The organism is Caulobacter sp. GW821-FHT12A07 (genome assembly GCF_058807655.1).
Window position 1 is genome coordinate 100,512 of sequence record NZ_JBXAQX010000001.1, and the last position, 23,684, is coordinate 124,195.

Here is a 23,684-nt window from a genome sequence, read left to right on the forward strand (position 1 = left end):
TCAGCCCTGACCGGCGACGTCGAGAACGGGCTCTTCCACGGCCGGCGCCGAGGCGCTTCCCCGGCCGATGGAGGCATAGGTGAACCCGGCCCGCACCATCTCGGCGGGCTTGTAGATGTTGCGCAGGTCGACGACGACCGGGGCGGCCAGCAGGCCCTTGAGGCGGACGAGGTCGAGGGCGCGGAACTGGTCCCACTCGGTGAGGATCAGCAGCACGTCGGCGCCCTGGGCGGCCTCATAGGGACCGCCGACGAACTCGACGCCCGGCAGCAGGTGCTCGGCCTCGTGACGGCCTTCGGGGTCGAAGGCGCGGACCTTGGCGCCCCTGGCCTGCAGGGCCGGCAGGATGTCGAGGCTGGGAGCGTCGCGCATGTCGTCGGTGTTGGGCTTGAAGGTCACGCCCAGCACCCCGACGGTCTTGCCCGACAGGTCTTCGGCGCCGAGCACGGCGGCGACCTTGTCGGCCATGGCCTTCTTGCGGGCGGCGTTGACCTCGACCGTGGTCTCGATCAGCCGGGTCGGCGCGCCATAGTCGGCGGCGGTCTTGACCAGGGCGATGGTGTCCTTGGGGAAGCACGAGCCGCCGTAGCCGGGGCCGGCGTTGAGGAACTTGGCGCCAATGCGCTTGTCCAGGCCGATGCCCTTGGCCACCTGCTGCACGTCGGCCCCGACCTTTTCGCAGAGGTCGGCCATCTCGTTGATGAAGGTGATCTTCATCGCCAGGAAGGCGTTGGCGGCGTACTTGATCAGCTCGCTGGTGCGGCGGCCGGTGAAGACGATCGGGGTCTCGTTGAGGCTCAGCGGGCGATAGAGCTCGCGCATCACCGCCTGGGCCCGCTCGTCCTCGGTGCCCACCACCACGCGGTCGGGACGCTTGAAGTCCTCGATCGCCGCGCCTTCGCGCAGGAACTCGGGGTTGGAGACCACGGCGAACTGGGCGTTCGGGGCCACGCGCTTGACGATGGCCTCGACCTCGTCGCCGGTGCCGACCGGCACGGTCGACTTGTTGACGATCACCGTGAAGCCGTCGATCAGGCCGGCGATCTCCTCGGCGGCGGCGTAGACGTAGGAGAGGTCGGCATGGCCGTCGCCGCGGCGGGTGGGCGTGCCGACGGCGATGAACACCGCGTCGGCGTCCTTGATCGCCTGGGCGCCTTCCAGGGTGAACGACAGCCGGCCTTCACGGACGTTGCGGGCGACCAGATCGTCCAGGCCCGGCTCGAAGATCGGAATCTCGCCGGCCAGCAGCCGCGAGATCTTGCGCGGATCCTTGTCGATGCACGTCACCACGTGACCGAAGTCCGCAAAACACGCCCCAGACACCAGGCCCACATAGCCCGTGCCAATCATCGCTACGCGCATCTGTTATCCCCTGCTCATCAGAGCCCCGCCAATCGGCGGCACAAAAACATCGGTGTTCGTCATTCGACATTCCGCGCCCGAAGGCAATCGTTAGTCGGTGACAATTTGAAAAGATTTCGCCGACGGCCGAAGTTTCCGGCGCCCACTCGGCCATTAGGCACAAAGGCGCGGCGCTTTTACGGCGAATGAAAAATCTGCATGAATTTAATGTGGAAGAGACGAAAGCCGCCAAAAGCGAATGCTTAAAGTCAAGCTCCAGGCATGTATTTGGCTCGCCCGTTAAGGTTACTCCCAGAACGGCGAATCGAAGACAGAAGAAACCAAACAGCTGTTGGCGTGAACGTGCAGGTCTCCCGCGCACGCCGGGAAAGACCCTCTGTTGATCAAGGGTGAATGGGCGGTCTCGCCCGGCGTTGGCTCGGACTAGGTCGGGTCAGGCTTCAAGAACCCCGGCCATTCACCGAGCACCCCCGCCTTCGCGAGGAAAGACGGAGCAGGCTGTAGGCACTCACCCGCCTGAGCTCATTCTTCACCGAGCATCCCCGCGCAGGCGGGGATCCAAGCCGAGGTTGCGCTCGATCCACGCTCGCGCCTCATCCCGAAATCCAGCTTGGATCCCCCGCCTTCGAGGCGGGAGAGACGGATCTGAAGGTCGCGAACGGCCGACTGTCGATCCCCGCTAGACCGTCACCTCGTAGAACAGCGGATCCTCGACGATGTCGTCGCCCTTGACGCCGTTCTCGTCGGCGCGGACCAGGGCTTCCTTGGCCTGCTTGCGCAGGGCTTCCTCCAGCGACGGCAGGGGGATGTGCTCCCAGTGCTTCTTGCCGGCCATCACCTCGTCGACGGGGTTCAGCGCGATGCGCAGCCGCTCCATCGACAGCAGATAGTCCTTCAGGGTGGCGTTGTGGCTGCCGTGGTGGCCGACCTTGTAGACGATGGTGCGGCGCACGAGGTCCAGGCCCTCGACGTCGGCGGCCTCGCCCTCGGGCTTGGTCCACTTGACGTCCTTCCAGGACAGCCAGTTGCCGACCTGGGCGTCGGCGGCGAACAGCAGGACGTCGCGGCCGGCGTCACCTCCGCCGTCCCCCGGCCCGTCCAGCTCGATGGCCAGCACCAGGCTGGTGTTGTTGGTGTCGTTGTCGAGCTTGATGGCGAAGTCGAGCGCGCTGGAGCCGACATCGTCGATCCCTCGCCAGCCGGACGCTCCGGCCTGGTTCCAGTAGTTGTCCTGGAAGAACTTCACCTCGGCGCGGGCCACGTCGAGCGGGATCGTGAACAGCGGCGAGAACGGACGTCCCTCGATCCCCGGCGGCGGCCCGCCGCCCGGCGCGTCGAGCGCCATGTCGAAGGTCTCGGGCGCCTTCTTGCTGGGCGTCGACTTGCGGATCAGGTCGTGGTCGCGCGGCGGCCCCAGCACCATGATCCGCGCCTTGGCGCCCGGCGGCCGGTAGGGGTCTTGGCCGGGCTTGCAGTAGAGAAGCTTGCCCTCCGGGGCCAGTTCGCGCGCCACCTGCACGGCGTCTTCCGTCGTGGCGCGGCCGCCGGCCGCCCCGAACGGCACGTCGTCGATCCCGAAGAAGTCCATCAGCCCGGCGATCTTCTCGCCCGCCGCCGCGTCGCCGGCCGCCTGCATCTGGCCCGCCACCGCCTGCAGGGCGTCGACCGCCCCGCGCCGGCCCCGCGCGTCGAGCAGCGACTTGGCGAAGCTGTCGTCCGGATCCTCGGTCCAGGCCATCCACACCTGGCCGACCTCCAGCTTGCGGAAGATCGTCTCGGCCTGGAGGAAGCCCGAGACGTGGTCGCCGTGGGCGTGGGTCAGCACCAGCAGGTCGATGACGTTGCCGGTCTCGGCGACGACGTTCTCCATCACGGCGTTGATCTTGGCGCGGGCGTCCTTGGTGCCGAGGATGACGCCGCAGTCGATCAGGATGTTGAAGTCCCGGTCGCCGTCGCGCGCCAGACGGACGAGCAGGCAGTCGCCCAGTCCGTGGCGATACATTCTCACCTTGGCGCGGTGCTCGGTCACGCTCGCCCTCCCCGTCTCAACAGCAGTCGTGAAGCATGGCGAAGGGCTCGCGGTCGCCCATGACGCCGAAATAGGCGCTGCGGACGTGGCCGGTCCCGCGCGGCGGCGGGGCGGCGGCCGTCTCGGCCCAGGCCTGGGCGAGATTGGCCACCCGCTTCCGGATCAGATAGCGGGCCTGGTAGCTCTCCAGATCGAACAGCACCGTGCAGCCGCCCCGGCGAGTGACCCCGCCGCTGTCGGTCCATTTCTGGGTGATCTCGACGACAATGTCGCTGACCGTGACCCCGTCGGGGCCGATCCGCCGGGCGGGCCGCACCGAGTGGACCTCGATCTTGCCGATCGTCACCTCCTCGCTGAAGGTCTCGCCGTTCTCGACATAGTCGATCTTCTGCACGCCCTCGTCGCGGTAGAGGCCGAAGGCCTTGAGCTCCAAGTCGGTGGCCCGCTCGTCGAGCGGGACCTGGACCCACGCGCCGTTCTCCCAGCGCCGGCCCGAGAGCCAGGCATGCAGGACGCGGGCGTTGTCGCGCGACAGGTTCCAGGCCTTCTGGCGGCGGTTGCGCAGGTTCCAGCCGAGGTCGAGCTTGGGCAGCAGCCGCGAGGCCGTGGTGATGACCGGCGGCGGCGCTTCCCAGACCAGGCTGCCGGGCGACAGGTGCGGCACGTTCTGCGGGAAGATCCCGCGCTTGGCGAAGCCGGCGATCAGGGCCAGGCGATAGCCGCGCACGTCGTTGGGCACCACGTCGCGGTCGGCGGTGATCATCGCCCGCAGATAGTCGCCGAAGGTGGCGTCGACCGGCGGGCAGTAGTCGAGCGCCCGGATGCAGATGTTCAGCAGTTGCTCGGCCAGCTTGGCCGCCACCCGCGCCAGGGCCTTGACCAGGGGCTGGGGCAGCTGGCCCTCGGGCAGCACGCCGCTGCCGCCGGTGGCCAGCACGATCACCTCTTCCTGGCGGGCGGCGTAGAGGGTCAGAAAGGCGTCGAACACCGAGGCCACCAGCATGGCCCCGCGATCGTGCGCCTCCATCGGCAGCTCGGGCGCGGCGCCCTGCAGCTCCGACAGCTTCTCCTTCGACAGGCCGTCGACCGCCTCGCGCAGGGCCTTCTGGAACTGGCCCTCGCGGCTGGTGGCGCGACCGAACTCGACGGCCAGCTGCACCAGCGGTCCGCCGCCGGTGAGGTCGCCGCGGCTGCGACCGATCTGGTGCTCCAGCGCCTCGGGCAGGGTGAAGTGCTGGAACAGGGCGACGATGTCGGCGAAGGCCTCGTGCAGGGCCATGGCGTCGGGGTGGGTCGACTCCCGATAGCGCGGATGCAGGCCGTCGAGCAGGGCGTGCGAGGTCTCGTGGGCGACGATGTCGTGCGACAGGCAGCTGAAGGTCATCTGGCCTGCGGGCGAGCCGCGCCAGTCGCCGCCGGCGGCGGGGAAATAGCCGAACAGCAGCGCCTTGCGGTCGGGGCTGTAATAGGCGTTCGCGCCCCGGAAGGCGTGCGGATAGATGCGCAGGCGCTGGACGTACTCCTCGCGCTCGCGGCGCTTGGGCGGCTTGCCCAGGTCATCGGGCGCCAGGGTCGGCACGTCGCCCTCGTTGAGCTTGCGCGACGACCATTGCGCCGTGCGCCCCAGCGCCCGTTCGAAATGGCCGATGGTCTTCATCGCCACCGCATAGACCATCTGCTGGTGGAAGCGCGGGTCCGAGGGGCTCGGCGACAGGCCGTCCTGGCTGAGCAGGTGCGGATGGTTGAGGTCGACCGGCGCATAGGCCGCGTCGCTGACCGGATCGACGTCGATGACTTCCAGATATTCGCCGATCGGCCCGGGCTTGAGATTGGCGTCCCAGGGCACTTCCAGCCGGGCGACATTGATGCCGGCGGTGTCCTGCGAGGCGCTGAACGAGGGGTCGAAGGCGTAGACGCGCAGGCGGCGGCCGGCCGGCTCGCGCACGGTCGGGTTCAGGGCGTGGTCCAGATGCAGCCGCTCCATGTCGCCCAGGGCGGGGGCGGCGGCGGGAGCGGGGGCCGGCGCTGCGGGCGCGGCCGGCGGCTGGACGGTGCGGCTGTCGGACCCGCGCAGATAGGCCTTCAGCCGGCGCGAGGCGCGGGGCTGCTCGGCCAGGGCCTCGCGCAGCTTGCGGCGGCCGGTCTCGGTGTCCGGCGGCTCGGCGGGATCGGGCATGATCGCCTCGATCGCGGCCGACTGCGACAGCTGCAGGATCTCCAACTCCAGCATCCGCTGCACGGCGGGATCGACCGGCGGTCCTCCGGCCGCGCCGAGGCCGGCGGCCAGGCGGATCAGGGCGAAGGCCGCATCGTCGGCGGGCGCTTTCTTCAGGGAGCCGACGGCCGCCGGCTTGACGCCCAGGGCCTTGTCGGCGCGCAGCAGGCCGGCGCCGAAAGTGGTGCGCGCGCCCGGACGGGCGCTGGAGAACAGCGCCTTGCGCACGGCCTCCACCCGCATCCAGCCTTCGGGATAGGCGTCGAGCTTGGCGCGGTTCTCGGCGATCCACAGGGCCGCGGCCGCGGCGATCTGCGGCGTGGCGCAGGAGGTGCCCTGGCCGCTCCAGTCGACAAGGTCCGCGCAGCCGCCGACCGCCCAGGGAAGGTTGGGCGTGCAGGCGGCCAGGGCCGTGCCCATCTTGCTGTCGGGGCCGTAGTTGCCGGCCATCCGCCCTTGGCCCAGATCGGCGTAGGGCGAACCGTCGGCCATCACCCCGCAGGCGGCGACCACGCGGTTGAAGCGAGCCGGATAGACCACGTTGCGGGTCGGGAAGTTGTTGTCGTTGTTGCCCGCCGCCGTGACGATGAAGATCCCCGCCTCGTACAGCCGGTTGACCGCCTCGGCCCAGGCCTGGGAGGCCAGCCCCCCCATGCTCATGGTGATGACGTCGATGCGGGTCTTGGGGTCGTTGCGCAGGCCGTAAACATAGTCGAGCGCCTGGGCGAAGGTGCTGGAGCGGAACAGCACCACGCGGTCGGCTATGCGGATCGGCACCACCTCGGCCCCGGGCGCGCCGCCGTACTGCTCGCTGGCCAGGATGGCGATGGTGCCCATGCCGTGGCCGTCCTGCACCCACAGGCCCTCGGAGCGGTCGCTGGCGTCGCGCGGATGGTCTCGGTCGACGAAGTTGCGCTGCAGATCCAGCCGCAGGTGCTTGGGCAGGTAGCGATGGGTCGGGTCGTAACCGGTGTCGATATGGGCGATGCGCGCGCCCGCGCCGGTCTGGTGGCTGGCCGGGCCGAAGCCCGAATGGTCGCCGTTGCGGAACCACAGATTGTCGCTGTCGACATGGGGGAAGTTGCGGCGCTGCGGCGTCGGCTGGGCCCGGCAGGCCGGGGCCGCGCCCATCGTCACCTCGGGCGCGGGATAGGACCAGCGCTGCTCGAGGTCGGGCTCGGCGAAGACCGGTCCGCCGCCGCCGGCCGCGCCGAGGCCTTCGCCGCCCTGGCCGGCCAGGGCGTGGCAGAGGTCCCAGAGATTGCGCTCGTCGCCCTGCTCCAGGCTGAGCTTCTGCCATTCGGCCCCGCCTCCGCCGGCCGCGGCGAAACCCTCGCCCTCGCCGGCCGGCTGGGAGATGTGCTCGAACAGAGGCTCGGCCTTCAGCCGGACGGGCGCCGCGCCGATGCCCAGGCGCAGGCTCTGCGACTTGAGCGGCGGGGCCTTGATCAGGACGGCGGGCGTGCGATCGGTCGCCATGGCGCGCGCCTCCTTAAGGCCGCGTCATGACGTGGGCGCGGAACAGGCGCAGGTAGAACAGGAAGATGATCAGCGCCCAGGCGTAGTCGAACAGGGCGAACCACAGGAAGCCGCCGCCGCAGAACACCCAGACCGTGCCCATCCAGATCCGGCCCAGTATGCCGATCAGGTTGGGGGCGCGCTTGTGCACCGGCTCCAGCAGGCCCGGCACGTAAAGGGCCGTGACCAGGATCAGGGTCGCGCCCCAGCCGCGCGTCCAGCCCGCGACATTCGGCGCGTCCAGGCCCACCGTCTGCGAGACGAAGTTCGGGGCGAACATGCACAGCAGGCCGACCACCAGGTGCAGGAACATGTTGAAGCCGAGCACGCCGCGATAGACGTCGCGCGCGCGCCTGGCCTGCTCATCCGACCAGCCGATGCTGAGGCCGTCGCTCATCGTCGTTCCCCCTTCAGAAAGTCAGCAGATAGGCCAACAGGTCGGCCTTCTGTTCGGGCGTCAGACCCACGCCGTAGAGGTGTCCGCCATTGCCGTTGCCGGGCAGGGCCGTGTCGTAGCAGTTGGTCCCGCGCGGGGTCGGCTGACCGGGCGTGCAGGCCGTGGTCAGGAAGCCGCCGTTGACCGGGTCGATCACGTCCTGGTCGCGACCGCGCAGGAAGGCCTTGGGCCGCTCGGCCGGCGCCTTCAAGAGGTCGGTCAGGGTCGGCACCGAGCCGTTGTGCAGATAGGGCCCGCGCAGCCACAGCCCGTCGAGCGGCTGGTTGGAATAGCCGTCGGTCTTGCGGAAGTAGCGGAACTGGTAGGGCGTGCCGGCGAACATCTTGCTCAGCTGCTGCTCGCGGAACTCCTTGGTGTAGGAGTCCAGCCGCGCGCGGTCGGTGCCGATCAGGGCGATCGGCGTCACCTTGCCCAGCTTCTCGGCCTTGAAGACGTAACCGCCGGCCTCCTGCCCGCCGTGACAGGCGAAGCACTCGGCCTTGTAGATCGCCTGGCCGCGCAAGGCCGCCTGGGCGTTCAGCGGATGCGGGCTGACCGGCGCCGGAAGGTCCATCAGCCAACCCGCCACCCGCCGGAGCGAGGCGTGGTCGACGGTCTTGGGCGTGACGCCCGCGCCGATGGCGGCCGACAGGTTGCGCTCCTGCAGCGAGGTGTTGTTGCCGTCCCAGTGCAGCTCCATGCCCTCGCGCGGGCGCTGGTTGAAGATCGCCGGGAAGTCGGAGACCCCGTGCACCTCGGCCTCGGTCAGGCTGGCGGCCGGCGTGCCGAACTGCAGCAGCTTGTAGGGGTTGAAGGTGTCGACGCGGCCGGCTCCCCAGGGCGACTGCCGCTCCAGCAGCGGCGCCAGGCGGCCGCGCACGCGGATCAGGCCCTCGCGGAAGCGCGGCATGACGGCGGCCTGCCAGACCAGGCGGTCGAACCAGTCCAGACGCGTTCCGGCCTTCTCCATCGGCCCGAACAGGTCGGCCGCCTCCAGCCGCTCGTCGGTGGCGGCGGTGAGCAGCAGGGAGACGAAGCGGTGGAAGTCGAGATTGTTGGACGGCATGCCTGGCACGACGTGGACGACGCCGCCGTCCGAGGCCCGCCAGGTGCCGGTGTGGCAGGTGGCGCAGTTCAGCCAGACCACGTCGACGCCGTTGACCTGGCGCTTGGAGACGCCGATCGGCAGCTCCTTGCGGACGCCCTTGTCGTCGGTCTCGTAGATGAAGCCGAAGGCGGTGTAGTCGTTGCGCCCCTCGAACTGCTTGGGATAGAGGGCCGGCAGGGCCTTCCACACCGCATAGGGCACGCCGCTCTGCGGTTCGGAGCCGATCGAGCCGTACTTGAAGTGGTCGACGTCGCTGGCGTAGCGCGGCGTGGCCGAACCCGACAGCCGCAGCGCCGCGCACAGGCCAAGGCCCAGCACGATCACCGCCAGGGCGATCAGCAGCGCCACCACCGCCACGCCCAGCCGAAGCTGCCAGCGCGTTGCGGCCAGATGGGCCTCGACCGCCGTCACCGCTTTGCGCGCCGCCATCCTAGAGCTCCGAAGCCAGGGGGATGCGCATGTCGGCGCGCGGCTTGTAGACGCTCATGATCTCGTCGATCATCGCCTCGCGGGACGGGAAGCGGGCCTCCTCGTAGCAGCCCATCGGGTTCTTGGGCGCGTTGGCCAGGCACTTGTTGCAGTAGGTGCAGGGCTTTTCCGGCAGGTCGTGGCCGGCCGCCCACTGCTGGACCAGATCCTTGTTGGCCATCAGCGAGCGGGCGATCGACACCCCGTCGACCACGCCCCCGGAGATGGCGTCGCGCACGAACGAAGCCGTCTGGAAGCCGCCCGTGCACAGCACCGGCACGCTGACCGCCGCCTTGATCGCCCGGGCCTCCTCCAGGCTGACGCCCTCGATCGGATGGCCCTTCTTCATGCGGAACCAGATCCAGTGGAAGATCGGCCGCAGCAGCGGGTAGCGGAACAGCAGGAAGTTGCGGAAGCCGTAGACGCCCGAGCTGATCATGGCGTCGTAGGTCACCGCCAGGATGTCGATCGGCAGGTCGCCCGGCGGGTTCAGCGGGTGCGGGAACAGCGAGCCGGACGAGACGTGGATGGCGTCGGCGCCGGCCGCCTCGACCCACTGGGCCACCTGCACCGTGTCGGCCAGGGTGTTGCCCTTGTGCTCCCACGGGATGACGTTGTTGCGGTCGATGGCGCTGAGCTTGACCTGCAGGTGGAAGTCGCGCCCCACCCGCGAGCGGATGGCGCCGATCACGTCGAGCAGGAAGCGGGCGCGGTTCTTCAGCGAGCCGCCGTACTCGTCGGTGCGGTCGTTGATCCCCGAGCTGAGGAATTGCGTGAACAGGTAGCCGTTGGCCGCGTGCAGCTCGACCCCGTCCAGCCCCGCCTCGCGCGCCCGCCAGGCCCCCGCCGCGAAGGCGTTGATCGTGTGCTCGATGTCGCCCTTGGTCATCGCCCGGCACAGGAAGCCGTGCAGGGTTTCCCTGTTGCTGGTCGAGGTCAGGCTCGGGCGCATCTGGTTGTGCACGCCCGGCAGGTCCATCTGCCGGCCCGAGTGGCTCAGCTGCATGATGTACTTGGCGTCGAAGCTGTGCACCGCCTCGCCCAGCTTGGCCCACAGCGGGATGAACTCGTCGCGGTGGACGGTGGCGTAGCCGGCGATGATCCGGCCTTCCATCAGCACCGGCACATAGGACGAGATGATCGCCCCCACCCCGCCCTTGGCGAACTTGCTCTCCCAGTTGATCCGCGTCTGGGTCAGCGAGCCGTCCTGGTTGTCGAAGATGCCCGAGATGTTGGAGCGGAAGATCCGGTTCTTGACCGTGAGATTGCGGAAATGCAGCGGCTGGAAGATCGGGTCGCCCGCGGCCGCCGCATCGGCGGGGGTGCGGATGATCGGACCGGCGGCGGCGCGCGGCGGCAGGACGTCGGTCATCAGCGCGCTCCCTTGCCGGACGCTGCCTTCACGGGCGCGCTGGCCTTGGCCTCGCGCCAGACCGCGCCGAGCAGCGAGGCGGTCCAGTGGTGGGCGGGGCAGCGGCTCCAGCTGTCGGTCATGAACACGATCTGGTGGCTGGGGCTGCGATAGCGGGCCGCGTCGAGCTGCAAGAGCGTGATCGCGCCGGGCTCGACCTCGCCCCACAGGGTGCTGGCCGGGGCCTTCCACTGGCGCAGCACGTTGGCCGGAGCGACCGCGCATTGGCAGATCACCGCCTCTTCGGTCAGGCTTTCGCGGGCGAAGGGCTGGCGCCACAGGCCGCGCATGATCTTCAGGCCGCGCACAAGGTTATGCACCGCGACGCCGGTGGCGTGGACGGCGGCCGGATCGTTGTCGACCGGCGCGGCCAGGGTCTTGCGGGCCCGGTCGACGGCGCCGGTCAGGCCCCACCACAGGATCTGCAGCGGATTGAACGAGCGCGGCGCGGCGTCTAGCGTGCGGGCGGCCTTCCAGCGATCCTTGCGGGCCGCGTAGCCGGGGGCGAACAGCTCGCCGACGGCGGCCTGGGCGGTGGGGCCCAGAACCCCCTCCCCCTTCTCGCCGCGCACATAGGCGGCCAGGGTCGCGCGCTGCTCGGGCGTGCCCAGCTGGGCGTTCTGCAAGCGCTGCTCCAGCAGGGCCTGGAGGCGGGCCCGGTCCTCGGCCTCGCGCGGGGCGACGGCCGGCAGCGGGTGCGAGCCGACGCGCAGCACCTTGCGGATGCGCCCGGCCAGCAGCCGGTTGATCAGCGGCCCTTCCTTCTTGAAGTCGCGGTCGAGGCGCGGATCGGCGACGATCGCGCGGATGGCGGCTGGCTCGTCGAGGCGGATCACGTCGACGAGGCCGGGAATGCGGATCCGGCTGCTCATCCCGCCGTTCCCTTGGCCCAGGGGAAGAACATGCTGCGGGCGTCGGCGAACTGGGCGGCCAGGGCCGGAACGTGTCGCTCCATCACCTGGCGCAGGCCGTTGTCGCGCACCCAGGCGAAGCCGGCCGGGGTGTAGACCTTGGCGTTGAAGTCCTCGCCGTAGAAGCGGTCGCTCTTCAGGCGGCGGGTGGCCATCAGGATGAAGATGCGGAAGGCGGTGTCGGAGAAGCCGAAGCCCGGCGGCGTGCCGTTACGCGTGCACTGGCTCTCGGCGAGGGTGCCGACCAGCAGGTCGACCTTCTCGACGTCGCCATAGATCTCCTCCAGCTCCTTCTGCCATTCCTTGTTGTCGGTCAGTTCGGCGAAGGTCTTGGGGGCGCGCATGCTCATGTGGCGCCGGAACTCGCAGTAGCGCGGCACGCCCCGCTCGCGGTCGCGCAGGATGTCGGTGGCCGCCAGATCCGTCAGCACGTCGTTTTCGCGCTTGGGCGGCAGGCTGCGCAGGGTGTTGGGGTAGTTGTGCAGGCACAGCGCGCCCGGGTGGCTGGTGGCCAGCGAGTAGACGACGTCGTCGAAGCTGGCGTGCTCGTAGACGCTGGAGGCCTGGCCGCGGGCCACGCCGATCAGGTCGCGCTTAAGCAGCTCCCTGTCGTCCACGTGGCTGCGGAACGAATAGTCGTCCGGCATCAGCGGGTGCATGCGGTAGCAGGCCGCGAATTCCTCGGTCATCGCGTAGGGCGCGTTGTGGTGGTCGACCGGCGAGCCGGCCACCCCGAACAGGATCTCGCTCTCGCCGCGCCGGCCGAAGGCCCGGTGGAAGGTCTCGCCCGCCAGGCCCCACCAGTTGGCGCGCATGGCCAGGCGCCCCTCGGGGCTGTTCATCAGGGCCGGCGTCCACTCGACGGTGTGGATCTTGGCCAGCAGGGCCGAGATCACCAGACGGGCCTTCTGGAACAGCCACTCGCCCGAGGCCTCGGGGAAGTCGATCTTCAGCCGGTCCACGACCGAGTTGTGCTCGCGCACGAAGACCGTGTGCATCACCGACAGGCCGATCCACCAGTTGCCGTTGACCCCGGCCAGCTCCAGGCCCGGGATCTTGCCGGCCTCGTCGATGGGCAGGTGGCCGTTGGGCTGCAAACCGAGCTTGCCGTCGGTCAGGAACTGGCCCGTCGTCGGGTCGGTGCGCACCTTGATCTGCCGCCGCAGCGACGAGCCGTAGATCTGCGAGGCGTCCCACCAGTGGGTCTCGACATTGGTGTAGGCCTGGGGCCGGCCCGCGTCGCCCGGACGGTCGGGATCGCGCAGGGTCTTGAGGACCTCCATCACCCCGCCCGGCCAGCTGTCGCCCTCGGGGATCGGCACGTAGAACTTGTCTTCCGGATCGTTCTCGCCGTGGCTCAGCCAGTCGTGGACCATGAACTGCAGCCAGGCGCCGGCCAGGGCGTTCAGGTGCGGGACCGGCACGAATTCCTTGCGGGCCAGCAGCCGGTTGCTGATCACCCGCGGATTGGGGGTCATCAGGGCCGGCTCTTCCTCGCCGAAGGTGCGCTCGATCGGCATGTTGCGGCCAAAGCGCGCCCCGGTCATGCCCATCCAGGGCTTGGACAGGTCGTTGTAGCTGCCGTCCGCCGTGCGGGCCTCGCGCACGTCGATCGAGCCGGGCGCCGGGTCGGGCGCGGCGATCGTCGGCTCCATCTCGGTGTCGAACAGGTTTTCGTGGCGCATGTTGACGCGCAGCCCCGCCAGCGTCGGCACGGCCAGCGTGGTCGGATACTTGTGCCAGGGTTGAATCCGGCTCAGCACCCGCGCCGCGCCGCCCAGCAGACTTTCCAGTAACGAACCCGCCACTCGTCGCCCTCCCCGCAGATGGGCACGCCCCACGATTGCAACCCGGAGCTAAACACGGATTCGGTGCAACCGCGAGGGGAATATCAATGTTACGCGAAGGGGAATTTCGCGCGCGCCCGCGCCCCTGCTGGCGGACGCGCGCGAGCGCCGCCGCCAGGCTTTCCAGCGACCGTCCGTGGCCGTTCGAATTGAGGCGAAGACGCCTGACGCGTCAGCGCGGCGTCAGCCGGCGTAGTGACCGGCGTACCAGCGGGCGAAGCGCTGCAGGCCCTCGCCGACCCCGACCACGGGCTTGTAGCCCGTCAGGGCCTGAAGCTTGGAGATGTCGGCATAGGTGGCGGTGACGTCGCCCGGCTGCATGGGCAGGAACACCTTCTCCGCCTCGCGGCCGAGCGCGGCCTCCAGCGCGGCGATCATGTCCATCAGCCCGACCGGGTCGTTGTCGCCGATGTTGTAGATCTCGTGGCCGCCCGGGGCCGGCGGGTTGTCGAGCACGCCGACGATGCCGTCGACGATGTCGTCGATATAGGTGAAGTCGCGGGCCATCCGCCCCTCGCCGAACACCTCGATCGGCTCGCCCTTCAGGATCTTCTGGGTGAAGCTGAAATAGGCCATGTCGGGGCGCCCCCACGGCCCATAGACCGTGAAGAAGCGCAGGCCCGCCTGCGGGAAGCCGTAGAGCCGGGCGTAGCTCTGGCTGATCAGCTCGCACGAGCGCTTGGTGGCCGCGTAGAGCGAGACCGGGGCGTCGACCGGGTCGGTCTCCTTGAAGCCCGAGCCGTTCAGGGGCCGATCGCCGTAGACGCTGCTCGACGAGGCGTAGACCAGGGCCTCGACGCCGCCGTGGCGGCAGGCTTCCAGCACCGCCAGGTGGCCGGCCAGGTTGGAGCGTTCGTAGGCGAAGGGGTTCTCGATCGAGTAGCGCACGCCGGCCTGGGCTGCCAGGTGGACGACCCGCTTGACGCCCGACGACCGCACGAGTTCCAGCAGCGCCTCGTGCTCGGCGATGTCCAGACGCACCATCGTAAAGCCCGCGCGCCCGTCGAGGCGGGCGGCGCGGGCCGCCTTCAGGGCTGGATCGTAATAGTCGTTGAACACGTCGACGCCGATCACGGTCTCGCCGCGATCGAGCAGACGCTCGGCCACATGCATGCCGATGAAACCGGCCGCGCCGGTGACGAGGACAGGGCCTCCGCTCATACCGCAATCCTCGCTCGTCGGCGCCTGGCCCGGCCGACGGTAAAATCATCGGCGCTCGTCATTCGACATTCCGCGTCCAAAGGCAATCTCTAGCCCCCGGCCGCGTCCCCATCGTGGCCGATTTGCAGGAAAAGCGGCGCGAACGGAGGTTTCTCTCCGACAGGCGTGGCAGGCGTCTGGCAGGCGTCCGCCCACGACACCATCAGGCGAAGCCGCGGCGGCTCAGCCGGAGGGTGCTTGTGCGGGACCAGCGCTGGTTCCAGTCTCAAGGCGAAGCTGGATGCCCGCGATGCGTCATCTGTCGACGTCGCTCCCCGCTATCCCTGGCGCCGCCCGTCTCGAAATCCTCAACCGGCGGATGGAGGGCCTGCGCGCCCTGGCCGAGATCCAGTCGCTGCTGGCCAGCAGCGACGTCGGCGTCGATGACTTCATGCAGATCGTGGTCGACAGCGTGCACCGGCTGATGGCCGGGCGCGGGGCCGTGGTCGAGCTCGTCGACGGCGACCAGATGGTCTACCGCGCGGTCAGCGAAGGCTATGCCGAGCATCTGGGCCTGCGCCTGCCGCGCGCCGGCAGCCTGTCGGGCCTGAGCGTCGAACAGGCCGCCATCCTGGTATGCGAGGACAGCGAGACCGATCCCCGCGTCGACCGCGACGCCTGCCGCCGGGTGGGCCTGCGCTCGATGGTCTGCGCGCCCCTGTTCGACGGCGAGCAGGCGGTGGGCGTGCTGAAGGCCATGGCCGGCGAGGCCGCCGCCTTCAATGTCGAGGAGATCGAGCTGCTGCGCCACATGAGCCAGACGCTCGGCGCGGCCATCGCCACCCGGGCCGGGGTCAGCGACCTGCGCCGGCTGTTGCAGGAGCGGACGGCGGCCCTGGAGCGGGTGGAGCGGCGCAACCAGCGGCTGGCCCAGTTGACCCTTGATCTGGCCGACGCCAAGCACGAGGCCGAGGCGGCCAACCGCGCCAAGTCGGAGTTCCTGGCGGCGATGAGCCACGAGCTGCGCACGCCCCTGAACGGCCTGGTGGGGTTTTCGGAACTGCTGGCCCGCGACGCGCTGTCCGGCGACGAACGCGGGCGCTATCGCGGCTTCGTGCGCGACGCCGCCCGGGCCCTGCTGGCCATCGTCGACGACATTCTCGACCTCTCCCGCGTCGAGGCCGGCAAGCTGATGCTGGAGGACGGCGTCGTGGCTCCCGCGCGGCTGGTCGACAGCTGCGCGGCCATGGCCCGTCCCGACGCCGAGGCCAAGGGGCTGGCGCTGAGCCTTCAGATCGCACCGCAAACGCCGGAGGCGATCGCCGGCGACCCGACCCGCCTGCGTCAGGTGCTGCTGAACCTGGTGACCAACGCCGTGAAGTTCACCGCCCGGGGCGGCGTGATCCTGTCGGTCGCGCCCACCGGAGACGACCGCCTGCGCTTCACGGTCGCCGACACCGGCCCGGGCATCGCCCCCGAGGCGCGGGAGCGTCTGTTCCAGCCGTTCGGCCAGGTCGATTCCACCATCCATCGCCGCTATGGCGGCACGGGCCTGGGCCTGGCGATCTGCAAGCGGCTGGTCGAGCTGATGGGCGGAACCATCGACGTCGACAGCGAGGTCGGCAAGGGCTCGACCTTCTGGTTCGAGATCCCCGCCCGCCCCGCCGACCGCCCGGCCGAAGACGATCCCCCCGCCATGGCCGCCAAGGACGAGGCCCTGCGCATCCTGGTCGTCGACGACGCCGAGATGAACCGCGCCCTCGCCGAGGCGGTGCTGCGCTCGGCCGATCACGCGGTGGACTGCGCCGACGGCGGGGCGACGGGCGTCGAGGCCGTGCGCGCGCGGGCCTATGACGTGGTGCTGATGGACGTACGGATGCCGGGCATGGACGGCCTGGCGGCGACGCGGGCGATCCGCGCCCTGCCCTTCCCGGCCAGCGCCACGCCGATCCTGGCCCTGACGGCCAATGCGGTGAAGGCCGAGATCGACGCCTGCCTGGCCGCCGGCATGGACGGCCACGTGGCCAAGCCGATCGACATCGCCACTCTGCTGACCCGGGTGCGCGACGCGGCTCGGCTCAGCCGGCCGCGGCGGTAGGTTGAAGGCTTGTCATCCCGGCCGGAGGAACGCGTCAGCGGTCCGTAGAGCCGGGACCTCCCACGTCGGCAGGTTCGGCAGCGGTGGGAGGTCCCGGCGCTCCGCTTCGCTACGGCCGGGATGACAACGTAGTTGACGGCCATTGAAGGACGAGAACCACGCGCCGCCCCAAATCCGTCTCTCCCCGCGAAGGCGGGGATGCTCGGTGACAAGAGAGACGAGGAGCCTGCCGCCCCCTCAATCCCCGATGAACCGGTACCCCACGCCCGGTTCGGTCAGCAGGATCTTCGGGTGGGCCGGGTCGGCCTCCAGCTTCTGGCGCAGCTGGCCCACGAACACCCGCAGGTACTGGGTGTCGTGCATGTGGGCCGGCCCCCAGACCGAGGTCAGCAGTTCCTTGTGGGTCAGCACCTTGCCGCGTCCCAGGGCCAGGCGGGCCAGGACCTCGTATTCGCGCGGCGAGACCTTCACCACCGCCCCGTCGCGGGTGACCAGGCGCTTTTCGAGATCGAGCTCGACGGCCCCGGCGCGGATCGGGCCGGCCGGCGCCTGGGTCGCCGCCCGCTGGCGCAGGGCCACCCGCAGGCGAGCCAGCAGTTCGCCGACCCCGAACGGCTTTTCGACATAGTCGTTGGCGCCCTTGTCCAGCGCGTCGATCTTCTCGATCTCGCGGTCGCGGGCCGACAGGATCAGGATCGGGCCGTCATAGAAGGCGCGGGCCTTTTCCAGCACCTCCTTGCCGTCCATGTCGGGCAGGCCGAGGTCCAGCACGACGGCGTCGGGCGACCACAGGGCGATGCCGCGCAAGCCCTCCTGGCCGCCGTCGGCGCGCAGCGGGTCGTAGCCGGCGGCGTCGAGCGCGGGGGCGAGGAACCGATGGATCTGCGGCTCGTCGTCGATGACCAGGATGCGGGGGCGAAGCGCGCTCATGACCTGCTCATAGCAGATGGTGGGGCGTGGCGACGCCCTTGGGCAGGCTGATCAGCATCCGCGTGCCCTTGCCGTCGTGGATCGGGCTGGCGGCGGCGATGCGCCCGCCCATGGCCTCGACGAAGCCCTTGGCGATGGCCAGGCCCAACCCCACGCCCTGGCTGGCGCCCGGCGAGCGGTCGCTGGGATCCTGCAGACGGCGGAACTTCTCGAACACCCGCTCGAGATCCGCCGGCGGAATGCCCCGCCCCTCGTCCTCGATGCTGATGACGACGTGGGCGCGGTCCTCGTAGGCGGCGACCTCGATCCTGGCTCCGGCCGGGCTATAGGCGATGGCGTTCTCCAGGATGTTGACCGCCACCTGCTCCAAGAGGTTCGGGTCGGCCTGGACCAGGCTCAGCGTCTCGGGGAAATCCCGCACCAGCACCCGGCCGTCGAGGCGGCGGGCCACGCGGTCGGCGGCGGCGGCCAGCACGTCGCGGGCGTCGATCCAGTCGGTGCGCAGCTTCAGCCCGCCGCCCTCGATGCGGGTCATGTCCAGCAGGTTGGCGACGTAGCCGTTGAGGCGCTCGGCCTCTTCCTTGATGCCCAGCGCCAGGTCGGCGCGCGCCGGCGGGGCCAGCTTGTCTCCGTAGTCGATCAGGGTGGTGGCCGCGCCCAGCACCGTGGTCAGGGGCGTGCGCAGGTCGTGGCTGATGGAGTTCAGCAGCGCGTTGCGGAAGCGGTCGGAGCGGCGCAGGGCCTCGGCCTCGACCGCGCCGGCGGCCAGTTCGGCGCGCTGCAAGGCCACCGCGCCCTGGTCGAGCAGGGCCAGCAGCAGGCGCTCCTCGTCGGAGCCGGAAACCACGGTCCCGGCCTCGATCCCCGCCACGCCGGCGCGGGCGCCCAGGCCCTCCAGCGGCCAGAAGGTCCAGGCGGCCTGCGGCAGGGTGCCGGTGCCGGCGCCGGCCGGTTCGCCCTTCTCCCAGGCCCAGCGGGCGGCGGCCATGGGGGCGGTTCCCAGATCCGTAAGGTCGGGCGCGCCGGCGGCGGGGGCCAGTTCCTCGCCCTCCGGCAGGAAGACCACGGCCCGCGCGCCCGAGGCGGCGGCGGCCTGTTCGGCCAGGGCCTTGGCGACGGCGGCCTTGCCCGAGGCGGCGGAAAGCGTGCGGCTGGCCGCCAGCAGGCTGGTCACCCCCGCCGCCCGCTTCTGCGAGCCGATGGCCTGGTCGCGCACGCGCCCTGCCAGCCCGCCAGTGGCCAGAGCCACGGCCCAGAACACGATCAGGGTCAGCACGTCGGTCGGCGAGCCGATGGCCAAGCTGTAGCGCGGGGCCAGGAAGAAGTAGTTGTAGACGAGGAAGGCCGCCGTCGCCGCCGCCAGGGCCGGGCGCAGGCCGTGCATCACCCCGGCCGCCAGCACGGCGGCCAGGTAGATCATCCCCAGTTCCACCCGGTCGAAGGCCGTATCGAGCGCCCAGGCGACCAGGCTGGCGGCGACCACGAAGCCGCCGCCGGTCAGGTAGGCCGGCCAGTCGAAGCGGCGCGGTCTGGGAACCGGCGGCTCGGCGCTCCCCTCCCCGCCCGCGCCGGTGACCACGTGGATCGCCTCGCCCCGCGCCTCGCGCAGCAGGGCGGCGGCCAGGGAGCGGCCGGTCAGTTCCTTCCAGCGCGAGTCCCTGGATTTGCCCCCACTTCGGCCGATCACGATCTGGGTGACGTTGTTGCGCCGCGCCCAGGCCATGACCGTGGCGACGACGTCGGTCCCGGTCAGCACGACGGTCGAGCCGCCCAGTTGCTCGGCCAGCTTCAGCGCCTCGCGAGTGCGGGCGGCGGCGGCTTCTGGCGGCGGCGGACGGTCGGGACGCTCGACATGGGCCAGGGTCCAGGGCGCGTCCATCATCATGTCGGACAATCGCCGCCCGGCCCGGACCAGGGTCGAGGCCATGGCGTCGCCGCCGGCCAGGACGAGGATCCGCTCGCCCGCCGCCCACGGCCCCTCGACGCCCTTCTCGCGCATGGCCGCGACCAGCTGGTCGTCGACCGTCTGGGCCGCACGGCGCAAAGCGAGCTCGCGCAGGGCGGTGAGGTTCTCGACCTTGAAGAAGTTCTCCGACGCCAGGCGGGCCGTCTCGGGCACATAGACCTTGCCCGCCGCCATCCGCTCGCGCAGCTCGTCGGGGGTGATGTCGATCAGCTCGATGTCGTCGGCGCGGGCCAGGGCGCTGTCGGGCACCGTCTCGCGCTGGCGGGCGCCAGTGATGCGCAGCACCACGTCGACCAGGCTCTCCAGGTGCTGGACGTTCAGCGTGGTCCAGACGTCGATCCCGGCCGCCAGGATCTCCTCGACGTCCTGCCAGCGCTTGGGATGGCGCGAGCCGGGCGCGTTGGAGTGGGCGTATTCGTCGACCAGCAGCAGTTTGGGCCGTCGCTCCAGGGCCGCGTCGAGGTCGAACTCCAGATAGCTGCGGCCCCGGTTCTCGACCGGACGACGGGGCAGGACGTCGAGACCGCGCAGCAGGCTCTCGGTCTCGCGGCGACCGTGAGTCTCGACGACGCCGACCAGCACGTCCTGGCCCTCGGCCTTCCGACGACGGGCGGCGCGCAGCATCTCGTAGGTCTTGCCCACGCCCGGCGCCATGCCCAGGAACACCTTGAGGCGCCCCCGGCGGGCCTTGTTGGCGGCCGCCAGAAGCGCCTCGGGGTCGGGGCGGCCCCTTTCGGGGTATGAAGAGGGGTCGCCCGCCAAGGCCTAGCCGACCATCGGGAAGCGCTCGTCCAGGGCGCGGTTGACGTCCAGCACATTGACGCGCGGCTGGCCGATGAAGCCCAGCAGCGGCGGCTTCACGGCCGCCTCGATCATCCCCAGCACCTCGCCGCGCGGGGCGTTGCGGGCGGCGGCGATGCGCGGGGCCTGCAGGCGGGCATAGGCCGGCGAGACGTCCGGATCCAGGCCCGAGCCCGAGGTCGTGACCGCATCGGCGGGAATGGCCGCGCCGTGAAATTCGGCCCGCAGGGCGGCGGCGTCGGTCTTCTCGCGCTCGATCAGCTTGTCGTTCAGCGGACCCATGTTGGAGCCGCTGGACGCCGAGGCGTCATAGCCGTTCCCGGCGGCCGACGGACGGCCGTGCAGGTACTCGGCCTTGGCGAAGACCTGGCCGATCAGCGCGGAGCCGACGACCTGGCCATGGCGGTCATGGACCAGCGAGCCGTTGGCCTGGGCCGGGAACGCCGCCTGGGCCACGCCGGTGATCGCCAGCGGATAGGCCAGGCCCAGAAGGACGGTGAACAGGCCCATCGAGACGAGGGCCGGACGAAGATGCTGAAGCATTGTGGCCTCCTCTAGAACACGGCCTTGAGCGTGGCGACGGCGCGGCTGTCGTACAGCTTGCCGAAGTCATGCTCGGACGTGTCGTGATAGCGCAAGTCGAGCGCCAGCTTGTCGGTGAAATTCCAGGTCCCGCCCAGATTCCAGGTCGTGTAGTCGCCGGGGCCGGCATAGGTCTGGCGGCCCAGGGCGGCCGAAACGCTGATGGCCTTGGTGAGCGGATAGCCGCCATTGACCTCGTAATAGGTCGCCTCTTTCGCCGTGCCGAAGCCGTCGGGGCTGTAGAACACCGCCGCCCCCACCCCGCCCTTGCCGGCCGGCACGCTGGCGGCGACCTTCAGCTCGGCGTTGCCGTAGTCGGCCCCGCCCGGCGCGCCGACATAGCCGTAGTAGATGACGCCCAGATCCAGGGTCGCGGGACCCAGGGTCGGCTTGTAGCCCGCATAGAGGTCCACCTCGGCGTCGGTCTTGTCGCCGAAGTCGACGTTCGAAGCCCAGGCGCCGGCGTAGACCTTGCCGGCGGTCAGGTCGGCGCCGCCGAAGACCTGCGGGTCTTCATCGGTCTGGCTGACGCCCCGGAACACGTAGTCGGAGGCCGCGCCGAGGTTGAAGGTCACGCTGGGGGCCTCGGCGCGGGCGGCGCCGGCCAGGGCGAAGACGAGGCCCGAGGCCATCAGCAGCGAAGAGAACTTGGACATTGAGAGAGCGCCTTTCACGACGCGAGGAGTTCGGCGGCCTTGGCCGCCAGGAAGGCGAGCCCGATCGCCCCGAGGCCGAAAACCAGGTCCGGAACGATCGGGCGGTTCATCAGGCCAGGCCCAGGGTCGAGACGATCATGTCGATCAGCTTGATGCCGACGAACGGGGCGACGAGGCCGCCCAGGCCGTAGATCAAGAGGTTCCGCGACAGCAGCTTGCCGGCGCCGATGGCGCGGTACTTCACGCCCTTCAGGGCCAGCGGGATCAGGGCCACGATCACCAGGGCGTTGAAGATCACCGCCGACAGGATGGCGCTCTGCGGGCTGTGCAGCTTCATGATGTTCAGCCCGCCCAGGGCCGGCAGGGCGACCACGAACATCGCCGGGATGATGGCGAAGTACTTGGCCACGTCGTTGGCGATCGAGAAGGTCGTCAGCGCGCCGCGGGTGATCAGCATCTGCTTTCCGACCTCGACGATCTCGATGACTTTCGTGGGGTCGCTGTCGAGATCGACCATGTTGCCGGCCTCGCGGGCGGCCTGGGCGCCGGTCTGCATGGCCACCCCGACGTCGGCCTGGGCGAGCGCGGGGGCGTCGTTGGCGCCGTCGCCGCACATGGCCACCAGCCGGCCCTTGGCCTGCTCGGCCCGGATCAGCCGCAGCTTGTCCTCGGGGGTGGCCTCGGCGAGGAAGTCGTCGACCCCAGCCTCCGAAGCGATGGCGGCGGCGGTCACCGGGTTGTCGCCGGTGATCATCACCGTGCGCAGGCCCATGCGGCGCAGGTCCGCGAACCTGGCCTTCACGCCGGGTTTGACCACGTCCTTCAGGTGGATGACGCCGACCAGGGCGCCGTCCTCGCTGACCGCCAGCGGCGTGCCGCCCGAGCGGGCGATGCGGTCGACGGCGGCGGCGACTTCGGCCGGGATGCGCTTGGGATCGATGGCCAGGCTGCGATAGACCGCGTCGACCGCGCCCTTGCGCCAGGACTGGCCGGCGAAGTCGAGGCCCGACTGGCGGGTCGCGGCGCTGAAGGCGATCGAGGTCGCGCCGGCCGGGGCCTCCAGGGCCAGGCCCTGCTGGCGGCCCAGCTCGACGATCGAGCGGCCTTCCGGCGTCTCGTCGGCCAGCGAGGCCATGACGGCGGCGCGCAGGGCCGCGTCGGGACGCACGCCGGGAGCGGCGATCACCTCGGTGGCCATGCGGTTGCCGAAGGTGATGGTGCCGGTCTTGTCGAGCAGCAGGGTGTCGACGTCGCCCGCCGCTTCCACGGCACGGCCCGAGGTGGCCAGGACGTTGACCTTCAGCAGGCGGTCCATGCCGGCGATGCCGACGGCCGAGAGAAGCCCGCCGATGGTCGTCGGAATGAGCGTGATGAACAGCGCGCCCAGCACCAGCGGGTCCAGCGCCACGCCCGAGAACTTGCCCAGGCCCAGCAGGGTGACCACCGCGATCAGGAAGATCAGGGTCAGGCCGGCCAGAAGCACGGCCAGGGCGATCTCGTTGGGCGTCTTGCGGCGGTCGGCGCCTTCGACCATGGCGATCATGCGGTCGAGGAAGGTCGAGCCCGGCGCGGCGGTGACCCGCACCTTGATCCAGTCGGAGACGACCGTGGTGCCGCCGGTGACGGCCGAGCGGTCGCCGCCGCTTTCGCGGATCACCGGCGCGCTCTCGCCGGTGATGGCGGCCTCGTTGACGCTGGCCATGCCCTCGACGATCTCGCCGTCGGTGGGGACGACGTCGCCGGCCTCGACCAGCACGAGCTCGCCGGGGACCAGCTTGTGGGCGGGCGTCGGGATCACCGTGCCGGCCTGGTCGTCGATGATCAGCTTGGCCTTGGTGGTGACGCGGGCGGCGCGCAGGCTGTCGGCGGCGGCCTTGCCCCGGCCCTCGGCCACGCTCTCGGCCAGGTTGGCGAAGAGGACAGTGGCCCAAAGCCACAGCGAGACCTGCACGGCGAAGCCGGCCGACTGCTGGGCGACGATGGCCGCCACGGCCGAGACGCTCGACAGCAGGGCCACGATCCAGGTCGCGAAGATCACCGGATTGCCGGTCAGCTTGCGCGGGTCGAGCTTGAGGAAGGCGTCCTTGGCCGCGCGGGCCAGGATCGGAGCGGAGAGGCCGCCGGCCAGGCTGGCCGGCTTGCGCCGGCCGCCCTCGACGGCTCCGTTTTCGTAGGTTGTCATGGAAGTGCGCTTTCGATCAGCGGT

15 protein-coding genes are annotated in these 23,684 nt (G+C 70.4%); 1 reads left to right on the forward strand and 14 read right to left on the reverse strand.

The genetic code is table 11. From position 1 onward, the window contains the following. The 9 genes from AC1RRS_RS00435 to AC1RRS_RS00475 form a co-directional block, all read right to left on the reverse strand. Entirely contained in the window at nt 1-1,362 is a 1,362-nt protein-coding gene (locus AC1RRS_RS00435) for a UDP-glucose dehydrogenase family protein (protein ID WP_492853486.1), read from the reverse strand. Nucleotides 1,363-2,041: 679 nt separating this feature from the next. After that, a complete protein-coding gene (locus tag AC1RRS_RS00440) occupies nt 2,042-3,391 on the reverse strand; it encodes an MBL fold metallo-hydrolase (protein WP_492853487.1) in 1,350 nt (449 codons plus the stop codon). A gap of 16 nt (nt 3,392-3,407) precedes the next feature. Further along, a complete protein-coding gene (locus AC1RRS_RS00445) occupies nt 3,408-7,085 on the reverse strand; it encodes a S8 family serine peptidase (protein WP_492853488.1) in 3,678 nt (1,225 codons plus the stop codon). Between the two features lie 13 nt (nt 7,086-7,098). Continuing rightward, nucleotides 7,099-7,521: a hypothetical protein gene (locus AC1RRS_RS00450; protein WP_492853489.1), complete on the reverse strand. Its 423-nt coding sequence runs from the start codon at nt 7,519-7,521 to the stop codon at nt 7,099-7,101. 13 nt (nt 7,522-7,534) lie between these two features. Then, the gene (locus AC1RRS_RS00455; RefSeq protein ID WP_492853490.1) at nt 7,535-9,097 is read right to left on the reverse strand and encodes a c-type cytochrome; all 1,563 of its coding nucleotides are present in this window, start codon (nt 9,095-9,097) and stop codon (nt 7,535-7,537) included. Between the two features lies 1 nt (nt 9,098). Further along, the gene (locus tag AC1RRS_RS00460) at nt 9,099-10,508 is read right to left on the reverse strand and encodes an NADH:flavin oxidoreductase (protein WP_487288632.1); all 1,410 of its coding nucleotides are present in this window, start codon (nt 10,506-10,508) and stop codon (nt 9,099-9,101) included. After that, nucleotides 10,508-11,419 (reverse strand): hypothetical protein, encoded by a 912-nt coding sequence (locus AC1RRS_RS00465; RefSeq protein WP_492853491.1) that lies wholly within the window; start codon nt 11,417-11,419, stop codon nt 10,508-10,510. The genes AC1RRS_RS00460 and AC1RRS_RS00465 overlap by 1 nt, the downstream gene beginning before the upstream one ends. Next, entirely contained in the window at nt 11,416-13,266 is a 1,851-nt protein-coding gene (locus AC1RRS_RS00470; protein ID WP_492853492.1) for a peroxidase family protein, read from the reverse strand. Before AC1RRS_RS00470 ends, AC1RRS_RS00465 begins: the two co-directional genes overlap by 4 nt. Nucleotides 13,267-13,488: 222 nt before the next feature. Beyond that, entirely contained in the window at nt 13,489-14,466 is a 978-nt protein-coding gene (locus tag AC1RRS_RS00475) for an NAD-dependent epimerase/dehydratase family protein (RefSeq protein ID WP_492853493.1), read from the reverse strand. A 289-nt stretch (nt 14,467-14,755) separates the two neighbouring features. Here AC1RRS_RS00475 and AC1RRS_RS00480 point away from each other — a divergent pair, with 289 nt between their 5' ends. Continuing rightward, complete coding sequence (locus AC1RRS_RS00480) at nt 14,756-16,543, forward strand: ATP-binding protein (protein WP_492853494.1); 1,788 nt, start codon at nt 14,756-14,758, stop codon at nt 16,541-16,543. Nucleotides 16,544-16,780: 237 nt separating this feature from the next. Here AC1RRS_RS00480 and AC1RRS_RS00485 read toward each other — a convergent pair whose 3' ends face one another. The 5 genes from AC1RRS_RS00485 to kdpB all read right to left on the reverse strand — a co-directional run bounded on the left by AC1RRS_RS00485 (nt 16,781) and on the right by kdpB (nt 23,660). Further along, a complete protein-coding gene (locus tag AC1RRS_RS00485; protein ID WP_487288613.1) occupies nt 16,781-17,473 on the reverse strand; it encodes a response regulator in 693 nt (230 codons plus the stop codon). 7 nt (nt 17,474-17,480) lie between these two features. Beyond that, a complete protein-coding gene (locus AC1RRS_RS00490; RefSeq protein WP_492853992.1) occupies nt 17,481-20,093 on the reverse strand; it encodes a DUF4118 domain-containing protein in 2,613 nt (870 codons plus the stop codon). A 111-nt stretch (nt 20,094-20,204) separates the two neighbouring features. Further along, nucleotides 20,205-20,783, reverse strand: a complete 579-nt coding sequence (gene kdpC, locus AC1RRS_RS00495) for a potassium-transporting ATPase subunit KdpC (RefSeq protein ID WP_492853495.1) — start codon at nt 20,781-20,783, stop codon at nt 20,205-20,207. A gap of 11 nt (nt 20,784-20,794) precedes the next feature. Continuing rightward, nucleotides 20,795-21,478 carry a TorF family putative porin gene (locus AC1RRS_RS00500; protein ID WP_492853496.1) on the reverse strand — a complete coding sequence of 228 codons (684 nt, stop codon included), beginning with the start codon at nt 21,476-21,478 and terminating at the stop codon, nt 20,795-20,797. A 109-nt stretch (nt 21,479-21,587) separates the two neighbouring features. Further along, a complete protein-coding gene (gene kdpB / locus AC1RRS_RS00505; RefSeq protein WP_492853498.1) occupies nt 21,588-23,660 on the reverse strand; it encodes a potassium-transporting ATPase subunit KdpB in 2,073 nt (690 codons plus the stop codon). Nucleotides 23,661-23,684 lie beyond the last annotated feature (24 nt).

Excerpts from the sequence above, each read along its gene's own strand:
- AC1RRS_RS00435 (WP_492853486.1), bottom strand. The coding sequence starts at position 1,362 with ATGCGCGTAGCGATGATTGGCACGGGCTATGTGGGCCTGGTGTCTGGG.
- AC1RRS_RS00445 (WP_492853488.1), bottom strand. The coding sequence starts at position 7,085 with ATGGCGACCGATCGCACGCCCGCCGTCCTGATCAAGGCCCCGCCGCTC.
- AC1RRS_RS00450 (WP_492853489.1), bottom strand. The coding sequence starts at position 7,521 with ATGAGCGACGGCCTCAGCATCGGCTGGTCGGATGAGCAGGCCAGGCGC.
- AC1RRS_RS00455 (WP_492853490.1), bottom strand. The coding sequence starts at position 9,097 with ATGGCGGCGCGCAAAGCGGTGACGGCGGTCGAGGCCCATCTGGCCGCA.
- AC1RRS_RS00460 (WP_487288632.1), bottom strand. The coding sequence starts at position 10,508 with ATGACCGACGTCCTGCCGCCGCGCGCCGCCGCCGGTCCGATCATCCGC.
- AC1RRS_RS00465 (WP_492853491.1), bottom strand. The coding sequence starts at position 11,419 with ATGAGCAGCCGGATCCGCATTCCCGGCCTCGTCGACGTGATCCGCCTC.
- AC1RRS_RS00475 (WP_492853493.1), bottom strand. The coding sequence starts at position 14,466 with ATGAGCGGAGGCCCTGTCCTCGTCACCGGCGCGGCCGGTTTCATCGGC.
- AC1RRS_RS00480 (WP_492853494.1), top strand. The coding sequence starts at position 14,756 with ATGCGTCATCTGTCGACGTCGCTCCCCGCTATCCCTGGCGCCGCCCGT.
- AC1RRS_RS00485 (WP_487288613.1), bottom strand. The coding sequence starts at position 17,473 with ATGAGCGCGCTTCGCCCCCGCATCCTGGTCATCGACGACGAGCCGCAG.
- AC1RRS_RS00490 (WP_492853992.1), bottom strand. The coding sequence starts at position 20,093 with ATGGCGCCGGGCGTGGGCAAGACCTACGAGATGCTGCGCGCCGCCCGT.
- kdpC (WP_492853495.1), bottom strand. The coding sequence starts at position 20,783 with ATGCTTCAGCATCTTCGTCCGGCCCTCGTCTCGATGGGCCTGTTCACC.
- AC1RRS_RS00500 (WP_492853496.1), bottom strand. The coding sequence starts at position 21,478 with ATGTCCAAGTTCTCTTCGCTGCTGATGGCCTCGGGCCTCGTCTTCGCC.
- kdpB (WP_492853498.1), bottom strand. The coding sequence starts at position 23,660 with ATGACAACCTACGAAAACGGAGCCGTCGAGGGCGGCCGGCGCAAGCCG.